Annotated in this window: 14 protein-coding genes; 5 read left to right on the forward strand and 9 right to left on the reverse strand. The window is 66.7% G+C overall.

Translation table 11 applies throughout. The features are described from left to right. Position 1: 1 nt before the first annotated feature. Positions 2–1138, reverse strand: coding sequence for a Gfo/Idh/MocA family protein (locus BM204_RS17785; protein ID WP_091116184.1), 1137 nt, complete (start codon positions 1136–1138; stop codon positions 2–4). Positions 1139–1518: 380 nt separating this feature from the next. On the opposite strand from BM204_RS17785, the gene BM204_RS17790 reads away from it, so the two are divergent. Then, complete coding sequence (locus BM204_RS17790) at positions 1519–2958, forward strand: tyrosine-protein kinase domain-containing protein (protein ID WP_091116186.1); 1440 nt, start codon at positions 1519–1521, stop codon at positions 2956–2958. Between the two features lie 15 nt (positions 2959–2973). On the opposite strand, the gene BM204_RS17795 is transcribed toward BM204_RS17790, so the two are convergent. The 3 genes from BM204_RS17795 to BM204_RS17805 all read right to left on the reverse strand — a co-directional run bounded on the left by BM204_RS17795 (position 2974) and on the right by BM204_RS17805 (position 6289). Further along, on the reverse strand, positions 2974–4719 hold the full coding sequence (locus BM204_RS17795; RefSeq protein WP_091116188.1) for a DUF4012 domain-containing protein: 1746 nt from the start codon (positions 4717–4719) through the stop codon (positions 2974–2976). 101 nt (positions 4720–4820) lie between these two features. Beyond that, on the reverse strand, positions 4821–5222 hold the full coding sequence (locus tag BM204_RS17800) for a hypothetical protein (RefSeq protein ID WP_091116190.1): 402 nt from the start codon (positions 5220–5222) through the stop codon (positions 4821–4823). A gap of 230 nt (positions 5223–5452) precedes the next feature. Continuing rightward, on the reverse strand, positions 5453–6289 hold the full coding sequence (locus tag BM204_RS17805; RefSeq protein WP_091116192.1) for a beta-keto acid cleavage family enzyme: 837 nt from the start codon (positions 6287–6289) through the stop codon (positions 5453–5455). Positions 6290–6388: 99 nt separating this feature from the next. On the opposite strand from BM204_RS17805, the gene dtd reads away from it, so the two are divergent. Beyond that, on the forward strand, positions 6389–6814 hold the full coding sequence (gene dtd, locus BM204_RS17810; RefSeq protein ID WP_091116195.1) for a D-aminoacyl-tRNA deacylase: 426 nt from the start codon (positions 6389–6391) through the stop codon (positions 6812–6814). Between the two features lie 79 nt (positions 6815–6893). Here the strand turns inward: dtd and BM204_RS17815 are convergent, their stop codons facing one another. Genes BM204_RS17815 through BM204_RS17825 form a run of 3 tightly spaced genes read right to left on the reverse strand, consistent with a single transcriptional unit; the run spans position 6894 to position 8552 of the window. After that, positions 6894–7193 (reverse strand): DUF1416 domain-containing protein, encoded by a 300-nt coding sequence (locus BM204_RS17815; protein ID WP_091116196.1) that lies wholly within the window; start codon positions 7191–7193, stop codon positions 6894–6896. Then, positions 7193–8056, reverse strand: a complete 864-nt coding sequence (locus BM204_RS17820) for a sulfurtransferase (protein WP_091116199.1) — start codon at positions 8054–8056, stop codon at positions 7193–7195. The genes BM204_RS17815 and BM204_RS17820 overlap by 1 nt, the downstream gene beginning before the upstream one ends. A 31-nt stretch (positions 8057–8087) precedes the next feature. After that, entirely contained in the window at positions 8088–8552 is a 465-nt protein-coding gene (locus BM204_RS17825) for a DUF4395 domain-containing protein (protein WP_091116202.1), read from the reverse strand. Between the two features lie 418 nt (positions 8553–8970). Here BM204_RS17825 and gmd point away from each other — a divergent pair, with 418 nt between their 5' ends. Together gmd and BM204_RS17835 are read left to right on the forward strand one after the other, a co-directional pair. Further along, positions 8971–9984, forward strand: coding sequence for a GDP-mannose 4,6-dehydratase (gmd, locus tag BM204_RS17830; protein WP_091116204.1), 1014 nt, complete (start codon positions 8971–8973; stop codon positions 9982–9984). Further along, complete coding sequence (locus BM204_RS17835) at positions 9984–10964, forward strand: GDP-mannose 4,6-dehydratase (protein WP_091116207.1); 981 nt, start codon at positions 9984–9986, stop codon at positions 10962–10964. Before gmd ends, BM204_RS17835 begins: the two co-directional genes overlap by 1 nt. On the opposite strand, the gene BM204_RS17840 is transcribed toward BM204_RS17835, so the two are convergent. Together BM204_RS17840 and BM204_RS23325 are read right to left on the reverse strand one after the other, a co-directional pair. Beyond that, entirely contained in the window at positions 10946–11428 is a 483-nt protein-coding gene (locus BM204_RS17840) for a thioredoxin family protein (RefSeq protein WP_091116209.1), read from the reverse strand. The two genes, BM204_RS17835 and BM204_RS17840, sit on opposite strands and share 19 nt — an antisense overlap. Positions 11429–11498: 70 nt before the next feature. Next, a complete protein-coding gene (locus tag BM204_RS23325) occupies positions 11499–11624 on the reverse strand; it encodes a ubiquitin family protein (RefSeq protein ID WP_256215778.1) in 126 nt (41 codons plus the stop codon). 260 nt (positions 11625–11884) lie between these two features. Between BM204_RS23325 and BM204_RS17850 the strand changes: the two genes are divergently transcribed. Continuing rightward, a complete protein-coding gene (locus BM204_RS17850; RefSeq protein ID WP_091116211.1) occupies positions 11885–12625 on the forward strand; it encodes a response regulator transcription factor in 741 nt (246 codons plus the stop codon). Positions 12626–12643: the final 18 nt, after the last annotated feature.

A 12643-nucleotide genomic window follows, 5' to 3' on the forward strand; every position in this document is an offset into this window, starting at 1 on the left:
GTCAGGCCCTTCTCATCGTGCGAGCAGATCGTCGACTCTTGAGTCTCAACTTCATGCGCCGCCACCAACCACTCGGCACCGGCGGGACGTCGACCGATGCGCCACTCACGATGTGCTGCACCTCGCCGGAGCCACCGCGAGCGATCGCAGCAAGCAGCTCGTCAGTGACCGTCGCGTCGTCGAAGTTGCCCACTCCGTCGACCTCCACCTTCTCGATTCGCTTGATCCAGGCGTCCAGCTGAGCGGAGTACTCCTCTCCGCGGAGATAGAAGTCGACCTCCTGGGTCAGCCCGGTCGTGTAGTGGACGTTCCAGCCCTTCTCGTAGCCGGCGGGGACAGCGGCGTCGTCGCGGAGGTAGACCTGGCACTCCTGCCGGTCGACATTGATCCGCCCGTGCGTTCCCCAGATCGTGATCTTGGTCGTCATCTTGCGCTGGGACTCGTCGGACCAACTCACCGAGAGTTGCCCACTCATGCCGTGGCCCCAGTCAATGGTCGTGTAGACCTCGTCCTCTGTCTCGCTCGAGAAGACGTGCCCGAGGACCGTGCCAGAGACCGACTCGGGCCTGCCGAAGTACCACGTCAAGAGATCGAGCGGGTGGGCGGCGTAGTCATAGAGTGCGCCACCGCCCTCGTCCTTCTTGCTGCGCCAGGTCGACCCTTTCGGCTTGAGCACGACGGGGCCGTAGGCTTCGGCCAGCACATGAGTAACCCGTCCGAGCGTACCGAGATCGAGCAGTCGCTTAGCCTCGCCGAACGCGCCCACGAATCGGTTGTGATAGCCGACCTGTGTGACGAGTGACTTGCTACGGGCTAGGTCAGCCAACGCGGCTGAATCCTCCGGCTTCAGGCAGAATGGCTTCTCGCAGAAGACGTGGATGCCGCGCTCAAGGCAGGCGCGCACCATCGGAGCGTGCAACTTCGAGGGCGTGGAAATGACAGCCGCCTCGACCCCTTGCACGTCGAGCATCTTCTCGAAGTCCGAAAACGTGTCCACACCGGTGTACTTGTTGAGGACATCGAGGACATAGCCACTCGAGTCGCAGACTCCTACGACCTCCACGTCCTCGTGGGCGTTGATGATCGAGTAATGGGACAAACCCATCTTGCCCAATCCGATGATTCCGACCTTGACCACTGCTCAAACCCTTCTCATGGTTGTGTGCGCTCACGACAACCATCGCGTCTTCGGCCCCGATGCGGCCGCTAGGTGCAGCGACTCCTCAACGGCTTACGGTTTCACACTTACGCCGCACGCGCGGCATGCGCGGTGCTGTCAGATGTCCATGGCAACGGGTGGACGTCATTGTCCCGATTTTGACCATTGTCCGCCACCACAGGCAGCAACAAGGACCCCATCTCAGAACTACTAGATGCAGGGTGATGGCGGTCACGAGGACGCCCACCAGGAGTCACAACCACGCCAGCATGGGTCCTGGCTCGCGGTGACGACGATCGCTGGCTTCCTGTCTGCCTAGACTAGAGTTGGCGCAATGGCAAACCTACGCAGGAGCGATTGTGGACCTTCGTGACTACCTGCGGATGCTCAGGCGCCGGTGGGTCCTGATCTCCGTCACGGCCGCCATCGTGCTCGGCGTCTCAGCAGCGCTGACTTTCACGGCTATCCCAATCTACTCCTCGTCGGCACGCATCTTCGTGTCCACGACGCCCACCACCGAGTCCGACGCCTACCAGGGCGGCCTCTTCTCCGTTCAGCGAGTGACGTCCTACGCGGACCTGATCGGAAACAGCCGCGATCTGGCTCAGACCGTGATCACCGAACTCAATCTCGACCTGACCCCGGATGAGCTGATCGGGAAGGTGACCTCGGAGGTCGTCCCAGAGACGGTCATCATCAGCCTCACCGTCACCGACCCCGACCCCGCCGAAGCGCAGCGCCTGGCTCAGGCCTACGCAGACGCCCTCTCCGACATGGTGCGCGAGCTCGAGACACCTGAGGGGTCCACCACGGCCCTGCTGAAGGCCACTACCGTCGACCCTGCGACACGGTCGGACACCCCGATCTCTCCCGACCCCGTCCGCAACCTCGGTCTCGGGGTCGTGCTCGGTCTGCTCCTGGGCTTAGGGCTCGCCCTGGCCCGAGAGTTCCTCGACACGACGATCAAGTCCGTCGACGATGTCACCAGCGCCATCGACGCCCCCCTCCTCGGTGCCATCGCCTACGACGGGTCTGCCAGCAAGCGGCCCCTGGTCACCGAGCTGGCCTCGCACGCCCCGCGGGTGGAAGCCTTCCGCGTGCTCCGCACCAACCTCCAGTTCGTGGAAGTCGACTCGCCTGACAAGGTCTTCGTCGTCACCTCAGCCGTCCCCGGAGAGGGCAAGACCACGACCGCGGTGAACCTCGCGATCACCATGGCCCAGGCGGGGCACCGCACGCTGCTGATCGAATGCGACCTGCGGCGCCCACGCGCCGCCCGCGCCCTCGGCATGGACGAGGCCGTCGGCGTCACCACCATCCTTGTCGGCAAGGTGACACTGGACGACGCCATCCAGAAGCACGAGGACAGCGACCTGCACATGCTGGGGAGCGGCGCCATCCCGCCCAACCCGGCCGAGCTCATCCAGTCACGCGCGATGATCGAGATGCTCGACGCGGTCCGTGAGCGCTACGACATGGTGATCATCGACGCGCCTCCGTTGCTGCCGGTCACCGACGCTGCGCTGCTCGCATCCCTCGCCGACGGCGCCCTGCTGATCGTGCGCCATGGCAAGACCACCCGCGACCAGCTGCACCTCGCGGCGGAGCGACTCCGCCAGGTGGGTGCCAACCCGATCGGGGTGGTCATGAACTGGACTCCCACCAAGGGCGCTCGCGGGGGTTATGGCTACGGCTACGGCTACGGCTACGGCTACGGCTACGGCTACGCCCCGCTCGAGGTTCCTGCGGCGACGAGCACGGTCAAGCGCAAAGGCAGTCGCACGAAGCTCGAGGAGTAGACCGCATCGGTGGACTCACGAACAGGCGGAAAGCGCTGTGCTCGACGTCTGCACCGGTAGTACGCTCGGAGTCGACTCCACCTCGACATCCTCAGTCTGACCCGTCCCGGTCAACATGCGCCACGTCACGTCCAGCGTGAAGCCGGGGGTGAGCTCAGCGACCGTCGAGACTACGGGACGGCCGTCCTGGACTACAGGCACGGCCTCCACCGGCTTGCTGTTGAAGGCGACCGCAGAAATCGAGCCGCCCACTGGCCCGACAAGTCGGACGACCACCAGCTGGGATCCCGGCATGGTGCCGAAGGCGCCGGCGCCGGTGATGTAGTCCGGCAACGAAGCCGCGTCCTCGGGGGCGTCCGACAGGAGGTGCAACTTGCCCGTCAGACCTTGAACGCCGTCCTTGCAGAACGTGGTGGTGACCTTGACGTCGTGACGCAGGAAGTAGGACATCTTGGCGCCGGTCGCGTCGTTGAGATAGACGCCCACCTGGGGCGACTCGGTGTCGTCCGTGACGAGCTCACCGGCGATCGTCGAGCCCGCGATCTCATCCTGCACAACGGGCTCGAAGGAGTGCAACCGGATCCGTCGCTCGCGGACACCGCGGGCGAGGGCGGTGAAGAGGTTCTCGGGCGAGTCCACCCCGTCCGTCAGGGCTCCGAAGATGGCCGCCGCAGCTGCTTGGAAGAATGCATCCTGCTTCTCGGGCTCCTCGAAGCGGAGGTAGACCTCATGGAGGAGCTCTTCCACCACGTTGTCGGATGTCAAGGTCCGCCCACCCACTGTCACGGGACCCGTCGAGGTCAGGGCATAGGAGAGCGACACAGGGTCAACGGTGATCACGCCGTCGATGGCCTCTGGGTAGACCTGCTCCCACCTGGCCTTCATCAGGGCAGCGACCCTCGGGAAGTCCGGCGTGAAATTGGCGTCGACGAACCATAGGCCCAGCTCCTCGCCGTAAATGTCGCGCTCAGCCTGAGTCAGCGGGAGCACCGGGGCGTTCGTCCGCCCGAACGAGATGCCCGGCACCTGCCTGGTCAGCTGAGCACGGCCGTCCTCTGTGTGCATCAGCGAGACGGCGCCCGGGAGGCCACCCGTCGCGCGGATCTCCGCATTGTTCTGGAACGCGAGCAGGTAGTCACGCGGGCCATCCGCGCCCAGGATCGTCGGCATAATCTTGGTAGCGACGGTGGCAGCGGACAGGCTTTCGGAGGCTGAGGTGATCTCATCCAGCAACTCGCGGTAGCGGCTGCGCAGGGCAGGCTCCAGGCTGAGCGGATTAATGCCCTCGAGTCGACCCGCTGCGCGCTCGAAGGACTGGCTCCCCGCCAACACCTTGGGGGTGAGCGCTTCCAGGGCTGCGAGGTCGATGGCGCCGTCAGACGGCGCCAGTGCGTCGAGATCACTGGTGATGTCAGTCAGGGGCTCTAGGCCGTCTGATGCCAGGTCATCGAGGACCTGGGCGATCGTCCGAATGGCTTCGGCGTCGTCTCCATACTTGGGGAGGATCGTCAGCGCGTCCCAGGTCGCTCCGTCGGTGCGCTCGGCGGCAGCGGAGGTGTGCACCCGAAGGCTCGACAGGGACGCGTCGATCCCAGCCTCATCAGCCTGCTCGAGTGACTCGCGAAGCTCCCGAGCGTCGGCTACCGCCGCACTGAGCGACTGATTGACCTTCCAGGCGGTCCAACCCGCCCACGCCACGAATCCAACCGCGACGACTGCCAACAGGATGACGGCAAGGCGCCATCCACGGAGAAACCTCATGCATCCAGCCTTACTGCGCGTCTATCTCGACGGAGCTCTGTGACATGGCAAAGGGCCCCACGGTGACGTGGGGCCCTTTGCCATGCTGCAAGAGGGGCAGATCAGTCCTGACGGACGAAGACTGTGAAGGTCGTGCTCGACCTCTCGTAGACCGAGTTGTCAGCAGGCACGTAAGTGACCGTGATCTCCCACTCGCCGGCGAGCTGGAGCTTCAACTTGACGCCGTCATCAGCGTTGTTGACGCTGGCGCCGCGGGTCTTGAAGCCCTTGGGGCCGACGCGGTCGGCCGTAATCTTGAACGTGCCGCGCGGGCTGGCGTTGCCAGCCGCCGAGACTTCAGCAGTCACCGTCAGGAACTTGCCGTCGATGCTGCCGGACGCGGACGTGGAGGTCGGGATGCAGCCGGTGTAGGGACAAGCAGCCGTGGCGGTGCCGGTGGTGACGCCCACCAGACCGAGGGACATGAGCACAGCAGCGAAGAGAGCCGCGATCAGTTTCTTCATGGTGGGAGCCTTCCAATGACAGAACGGGAAAACGTGGCTTCTGCGCCTCGATGGTCCCTATCAGATCACACATCCACCCGTTCGTGAACATCGCGTTCGAAAGAAGGAGGCACAATTTACGTGGCTGACATGGAGCCCCGCTCAGCGGGGCGCGGTACTAGGACCATCGTCGGATACGGGCTGGGGTATCTGCAGACGACGTTCCCGGTCCGGACCTGGATATCGCGTCCTCATCCGATCTGGAGCAGCGACCGGGCTTCCGCTGTCGACATCGGTCTCCGCTGCACCATCTCGCCCAGGGCAACTGCACGTTCGACGAGCTGAGCATTGCTCTCCACGGGGACCCCGCGGCTGATCGTCAGGACATCCTCCATGCCCACGCGCAGGTGGCCGCCCTTGGACAGGGCTGCCAGGGCTACGGGGAGCGTCGTGCGGCCGATGCCGGTCGCAGACCAGGAGGTCACCTCCGACGGCAGCGTCGCGAGGCCGGCGACCAGGGCGTCGGCGGTGCCCGGCATGCCGCCTGGCACGCCCATGACGAAGTCGCAATGCACGCGACCGCCAAAGGGCAGGCCGAACTTGTCGATGAGGCGGACGAGCGCGTGCGCCTGGCCGAGGTCGAAGAGCTCGAACTCCGGAACGATCTGGCGCTCCTGGCTGAGCTGGTAGAGCTCGCAGACAAAGGGCCAAGGATTGAGGAAGACGTCGTCCCCAAAGTTGGTGGTCCCCATCGTGAGGCTGCAGGAGTCGGGCTGGGCGTCGAGGACCTTGAGGCGCGCTTCCAGGGGGTCGTGCACCGATCCGCCTGTCGAAAGCTGGACGATCAGGTCGGTGGACTCGTGAAGTGCCTCAACCGTGGCAGTCAGGAGCCCGAGGTCGAGGGTCGGCTTGTGGTCGGCGTCGCGGACGTGGACGTGGATCATCGCTGCGCCGGTGGCCTCGCAATCCTTGGCCGTCTGAACGAGCTCCTCGAGGGTCGTCGGGAGCTGCGGGCAGCCGGCCTTCGACGTCTCGGCGCCTGTCGGCGCGACGGTGATGAGAAGGGCTTCCGGCGGCACAACTGACATGGGGCCAGGATGGCAGATCCTGGAGGATCGATCGAGTTGGACGAAATCTTGCGGAAATCGTTCGGCCCGAGAGGGTCTCGACGGAGCGACACTGTGTCTATGCGAGCAGTGGTGCAACGGGTCTTGTCCGCCTCGGTGACGGTCGACGGAGTAGTCGTGGGCGAGATCCATGAACCCGGGTTGCTGGTCTACCTGGGAATCACGCATGGTGATGGGTTGGACGAGGTCGAGTGGATGGCGCGGAAGATCTGGGACGTCCGGATCCTGCGGGACGAGCAGTCTGCGTCCGACTTATCCGCGCCGATCCTGGTCGTCAGCCAGTTCACGCTCTACGGCGATGCCCGGAAGGGACGGAGGCCGACGTGGCAGGCGGCGCTGCCGGGGCCGGTGAGCGAGCCGGCGTACGAAGCGTTCTGCCTCGAGCTCGAGACGTTGGGCGCGACCGTGGCCCGCGGGGTCTTCGGGGCCGACATGCAGGTGGCGTCGATCAACGACGGTCCGGTCACGCTGCTGCTGGAGCGCTAAGGCGTCACCCGGCTGGAGAACGACGAAGCCCCGAGCCTCCACACGATGGTGGCAACTCGGGGCTCGTCGCGATGCTGGGTCAGATGGTGACGGTGACCTCGGCGACGGAGCCGATGGCGGCGACCACCACGTTGTCGACCGGGTCGGCCTTGGGGGCGAGGGTGCGCAGCGTCCACTCCCCCTCGCCGGCGAAGAACCGGAAGTGGCCGGTCGCGGAGGTCGGGACCTCGGCGGTGAACTCGCCGGTGCGATCGAGGAGACGCACGTAGGCGTTGCCGACCGGGTCGGTGCCGCCGCGCAGGACCTGGCCCTGGATCACGGCCTCCTTGGCGACGTTGACGCCGTCGAGGGACAGTCCACCTTCAGTTGCGCCGCACATCAGGAGGTCTGCCCTTCAGGAGAGCCGGGCTCGTCGCCGAGGGCGATCGGGACGCCGACGAGAGAGCCGTATTCGGTCCACGAGCCGTCGTAGTTCTTCACGTTGGCGTGGCCGAGGAGCTCCTTGAGGACGAACCAGGTGAGCGAGGAGCGCTCACCGATGCGGCACAGGGCGATGGTGTCCAAGGAGTCGTCGATGCCGACCTCGGCGTAGAGCGCCTTGAGGTCGTCGTCGGACTTGAAGGTGCCGTCGTCGTTGCAGTTCTTGCTCCACGGCACGTTGAGCGACGTCGGGACGTGGCCGGCGCGCTGGGACTGCTCCTGCGGGAGGTGGGCGGGGGCGAGCAGGCGGCCGGCGTACTCGTCGGGGCTGCGGACATCGATGAGGTTCTGCACGCCGATGGCAGCGACGGCGTCGTCACGGAAGGCACGGATCGAAAGGTCCTGCTCGGTGGCGGTGTAGGACGTCGTGTCGCGTGTGGGCAGCTCGTCGGTGAGCTCGCGGGAGTCGAGCTCCCACTTCTTGCGACCGCCGTCCATGAGCTTGACGTCCTGGTGGCCGTAGAGCTTGAAGTACCAGTAAGCATAGGCGGCGAACCAGTTGTTGTTGCCGCCGTAGAGGACAACGGTGTGGTCGTTGGAGACGCCGCGGTCGCTCAGGAGCGCCTCGAACTGCGACTTGCTGACGAAGTCGCGGCGGACCTGGTCCTGGAGGTCGGTGGTCCAGTCGAGCTTGATGGCATTCTTGATGTGGCCCTTGTCGTAGGCCGTGGTGTCCTCGTCGACCTCGACGATGACGATGTCGGCGTTGTCGATGTTGTCCTCCACCCACTGGGCGGTGACGAGCGAGCTCTCGCGAGTCATGGAGTTCTCCTTCTGTTGGGTGGTGCGGAAGTCAGGAAGTGGCGGGGGTCTCGAGGCGGTCGCTGCGCGAGCCCTTGAGGATCCGCAGGGACAGCAGGTAGAACTCGCAGCCGAGGCAGAACTTGAAGACGGCGTTGAGCAGGGCGGCCGCCAGGGCGAAGCCGGTGGCGACGAGGCCCACGACGCCGGCGCCACTGGCGAAGCCGATGACGCCCACGAGGGCGAAGCCGAGACCGACGGCCTGGGCGAAGCGCGGCGGGGCAGCGTCCTCCCACTCGGGAGACCTGGTCAGCCGGGGACGCACGACGGTGCGGAACACCCAGGCCAACGGGGTGTGCTGGATGCCGCGGCCGGCGCCCACGGCGAACAGCGCTGCCTGCGCGGCGAGGAGCACCGTGGCGAAGGTGCTCGGCGCCGTTAGCAGCACGACGGCCAGCACGATGCTGGTGACGGCTGCGGTGAACTGCGGGCCGCGTGAATCGATCTGGGTGGTCATGGCTCTCCTGGGGTCCTGTCGTGGGCGACGGCAAGGGACCCGGGGGCGCTCGTGTGAACGCGGCAACTCGGCTTAACTGGAGCGATCCAGTCGACTTAGCGGAGTCGGAGACGGGGTCCCGTCAGGACATTCGACACAGGGACGAGCGCACGCGGCAGTGGTCCACTGCGCGTCGCTTGGTCAACCAGGTCGTGGACATGCGTCCAGAGTAGGGACGCCTGCTCGTGGACACACATCGACGTCTCACCTATCGGACAGGCGGTCCATTATGTGGACGTCGTAAGCAGGGGCCACGAGGTAACCGACGAGCGCGACGGCTAGCACCCGGCGTACTCCTGGCTTGTCCACGGGGCCCACCGTCCCAGAAGCCTGCGCACTATCCTCGCGTGACCCACTCTTCGACCAGGACAGGATCGACGTGCCCAAGCGCGCATTCATCACCGGGATCACCGGCCAGGACGGCTCCTACCTCGCCGAGCTGCTCCTGGAGAAGGGCTACGAGGTCCACGGCCTGGTGCGGCGGTCGTCGAGCTTCAACCGGGGACGCATCGACCCGATCTATCTCGACGCCTCCGCCGGTGAGCGTCTCTTCCTGCACTACGGCGACATGACCGACGGCGTCAGCCTGGTCAACCTCGTGCACGAGATCAAGCCCGACGAGGTCTACAACCTCGCGGCCCAGAGCCACGTGCGGGTGTCTTTCGAGATCCCGGAATACACCGCGTCGGCCGACGGCATCGGGACCGTGCGGCTCCTGGAGGCGCTGCGCGCGGCCAAGCTCGACTGCCGGTTCTACCAGGCGTCGACCTCGGAGATGTTCGGCGCGACGCCTCCCCCGCAGGACGAGCACACCCTCTTCTACCCGCGCTCCCCCTACGCCGCCGCCAAGCTCTATGCGCACTGGATGACCATCAACTACCGCGAGGCCTACGACATGTATGCCGTCTCCGGGATCCTCTTCAACCATGAGTCACCGCGGCGCGGCGAGTCGTTCGTGACCCGCAAGATCACCATGGCCGTCGCGGCGATCCAGGCCGGGCACCAGGACGTCCTGCTGCTCGGCAACATCGACGCCGTGCGCGACTGGGGCTACGCCAAGGAGTACGTCGAGGGCATGTGGCGGATGCTGCAGCAGGACGAGCCAGGCGACTACGTGCTCGCCACCGGCGTCGGCACCACCGTGCGCGACTTCTGCGAGCAGGCCTTCGCCCACGTCGGCATGGACTGGCGCGACTACGTGATCTTCAACGAGGCGAAGTACGAGCGACCGACCGAGGTGGACGCGCTCATCGGCGACCCGGCCAAGGCCCACGAGGTCCTCGGCTGGAAGGCGCAGACCGACATCGGCGCGCTGGCCCGGCTGATGGTCGACGCCGACGTCGCGGCATTGTCCGGAGGGCCGTTCGGAGGGCCGGCCGCCGGCCTCGCCTGATGGGCGCATCTCGGGTTGCGCTGGTGACCGGGGTCGCCGGCCAGGACGGGGTCTACCTCGCCCGCGAGCTGCTCTCCCGGGGCTGGCGGGTGGTGGGGACGACGCGTCCTGGGGACTCTGCGGTTGCCGCCATGTCGGTCTACCTGTCCGGGGTCGAGGTGGTGTCGCACGACCTGCGCGACGCCTCAGGTTTTGAGGCGTTGGTCGGCGAGGTTCGGCCGTCGCGGGTCTTCAACCTCGCCGGCTTCTCGTCCGTGGGCGCGAGCTGGGACCACGCGTCCCTGGTCGAGGAGGTCAACGGGCTGGCGGTGGAGCGGATGCTGACGTCGCTCGTGGAGCTGCGCGACCGGCACGGCGACGACGTGCGGTTCTTCCAGGCCGGCTCGGCCGAGGAAACCGGCGCGGGGGCCAGCAGCCCGTATGCCGCATCGAAGACACGAGCCCGGGCAGCCGTCACGGTCGCCCGTGAGGCCTTCGGGCTGCATGCCGTCACCGCGACGCTGCACAACCACGAGAGCCCGCTGCGGCCTCAGCGGTTCGTGACAAGGAAGATCACCCGGGCTGCGGCGTCGATCGCGTGCGGTCTCGCGGACTCGGTGTCGTTGGGCAACCTGGAGGTGTCGCGCGACTGGGGCGCGGCCGAGGACTACGTGCAGGCGATGGTCGCGATGCTCGAGCTGGACGCACCGCAGGACCTCGTCATCGCGACCGGCGTCAGCCACACGCTGCGCGACCTGCTGGACGTGGCCTTCGAGGCGGCCGGCCTCGGCGACCCTGCGTCGTACGTCGTGCAGGACCGGGCGCTGCTGCGACCCGCTGATGCGCCGTCGTTAGTGGCGGACACCGAGCCCGCCCGGCGGGTGCTGGGGTGGTCCCCCTCGCTGAGCTTCGAGCAGGTGGTCGGGCACATGGTGCGCACCGACCTGGAGCGGCTGCGCTCCGGCGTGGAGGAGTCCCCCGCCTACCTGTCGCCCAGCTGAGCGAGGGCGTTGAGCACCTGCTCCTTGCGAGGAGCGCCGGCGGCGCGGGTGACCTCGGCGCCGTGCGCGTCGAGGATCAGCGTGGTGGGGGTGCGCAGGACCCCGACGCGTCGTACGAGCTCGAGGTGTTGCTCGGCGTCGACCTCGAGGTGGGTGACGCCCGGCACGACCTCGGCCACCTCGGTGAGGATCCGGCGGGTGGCGCGGCAGGGGGCGCAGAAGGCGCTGGAGAACTGCAGGAGCGTCGCCTTGTCGCCGAGCTGACCGGACCACTGGGTGTCAGCGAGGACGGAGGCAGGGGTCTCGGTGGGTGCTGTTGCCTGGTCTGGCTGGGGCGTCGGTGACGATTCAGCTGCACGGACCCGGTGGGTGCCGCGGAAGCGGCCGTCGGTGAGCGCGCGGTAGCCGCCGAAGGCGAGGGCTGCCACGACGGCGATGAGGAGCACGAGCTGTCCGGGTGTCACGGGGTGGTCAACGATCCTTTGCTGACGCGCATTCCGGTGGGTGTGGTCGGGTGGTCGCCGTCAGCCGCTGTCAGCCGCCTGCGAAGGGGGGGAGGAACTGGAGCTCGGAGCCCGGCGGGACCATCAGCTCGTCGGGGTCCTCGGTAGCGACGGGACGGTCGCCGAGGAGGATCGAGCAGGTGTCGAGGACAGCCATCAGGCGGGTGTCGGGGTGGAGCTTGGCGACCTGCCGAAGAACGTCGGAGAGAGATATCGGAGCGGCAACAGGGATGTCGTCCCCATCGCAACCGGCTGCAGATCGGGCGGCAGCCCAATACCTCACGTGGATCGCCTGTGTTTCATTTAACTCGGATCGATCCGATATGTCGCTCACGTTTCGGTATTCTTCCCTCAGAGTTCGTCAGACCGGAGCCCAGTGTTGCGTTTCGGTCCCCGCCCCATCGGGAGGAGACCACTGTGAGCACCCTGCTTCTGTTGACCAGCGCGCTTCAGCCATCAGCCGAGGTCCTGCCGGGCCTGTCGTTGCTGGGCCACCACGTGAAGATCCTCGCAGCCGAGGGAAGCGCCCTCCTCGAGGCCCCCGAGGCCGACCTGTTGCTCGTCGACGCTCGACAGGACCTGGTCGGCGCGCGCGACCTCAGCCGGCTGATCCGCACCACCGGCACCGACGTGCCGGTCCTGCTCATCGTGACCGAGGGCGGCCTGTCGGTCGTCACCCACGACTGGGGCATGGACGACGTCGTGCTGCACACCTGCGGCCCGGCCGAGCTCGAGGCGCGGATCAAGCTGGCCATCGGTCGTCTCAACGCCCGCCGCGAGGCCGCGGACCCCGAGGCCCACGTCATCCGCTCCGGCGAGGTCGTCGTCGATGACGCGACCTACACCGCCAAGGTGGGCGGTCGCACTCTCGACCTGACGTTCAAGGAGTTCGAGCTCCTCAAGTTCCTCGCACAGCACCCGGGTCGCGTGTTCAGCCGCCAGCAGCTGCTGCAGGAGGTGTGGGGCTACGACTACTTCGGCGGCACCCGCACCGTCGACGTCCACGTGCGTCGTCTGCGCGCCAAGCTGGGTGTCGAGAACGAGACGCTGATCGGCACCGTGCGCAACGTCGGCTACCGGTTCGTGCTGCCGTCTAAGGAGAAGGAAGGCGCTGCTGACGTGGCGACCTTGGCCGAGCGGTCGAACGCAGACGCCTGAGGGTTTCCACAGGCACCG

It is taken from the genome of Nocardioides psychrotolerans, assembly GCF_900113685.1.
GTDB classification, from domain to species: domain Bacteria; phylum Actinomycetota; class Actinomycetes; order Propionibacteriales; family Nocardioidaceae; genus Nocardioides; species Nocardioides psychrotolerans.

Bases quoted from the DNA above. Each gene is read 5' to 3' on its own strand.
- BM204_RS17825 (WP_091116202.1), bottom strand. From the start codon at position 8,552: ATGACCACCCAGATCGATTCACGCGGCCCGCAGTTCACCGCAGCCGTC.
- BM204_RS23325 (WP_256215778.1), bottom strand. From the start codon at position 11,624: ATGGCTGTCCTCGACACCTGCTCGATCCTCCTCGGCGACCGTCCCGTC.
- BM204_RS17820 (WP_091116199.1), bottom strand. From the start codon at position 8,056: ATGACTCGCGAGAGCTCGCTCGTCACCGCCCAGTGGGTGGAGGACAAC.
- BM204_RS17800 (WP_091116190.1), bottom strand. From the start codon at position 5,222: ATGAAGAAACTGATCGCGGCTCTCTTCGCTGCTGTGCTCATGTCCCTC.
- dtd (WP_091116195.1), top strand. From the start codon at position 6,389: ATGCGAGCAGTGGTGCAACGGGTCTTGTCCGCCTCGGTGACGGTCGAC.
- BM204_RS17795 (WP_091116188.1), bottom strand. From the start codon at position 4,719: ATGAGGTTTCTCCGTGGATGGCGCCTTGCCGTCATCCTGTTGGCAGTC.
- BM204_RS17835 (WP_091116207.1), top strand. From the start codon at position 9,984: ATGGGCGCATCTCGGGTTGCGCTGGTGACCGGGGTCGCCGGCCAGGAC.
- BM204_RS17805 (WP_091116192.1), bottom strand. From the start codon at position 6,289: ATGTCAGTTGTGCCGCCGGAAGCCCTTCTCATCACCGTCGCGCCGACA.
- BM204_RS17815 (WP_091116196.1), bottom strand. From the start codon at position 7,193: ATGTGCGGCGCAACTGAAGGTGGACTGTCCCTCGACGGCGTCAACGTC.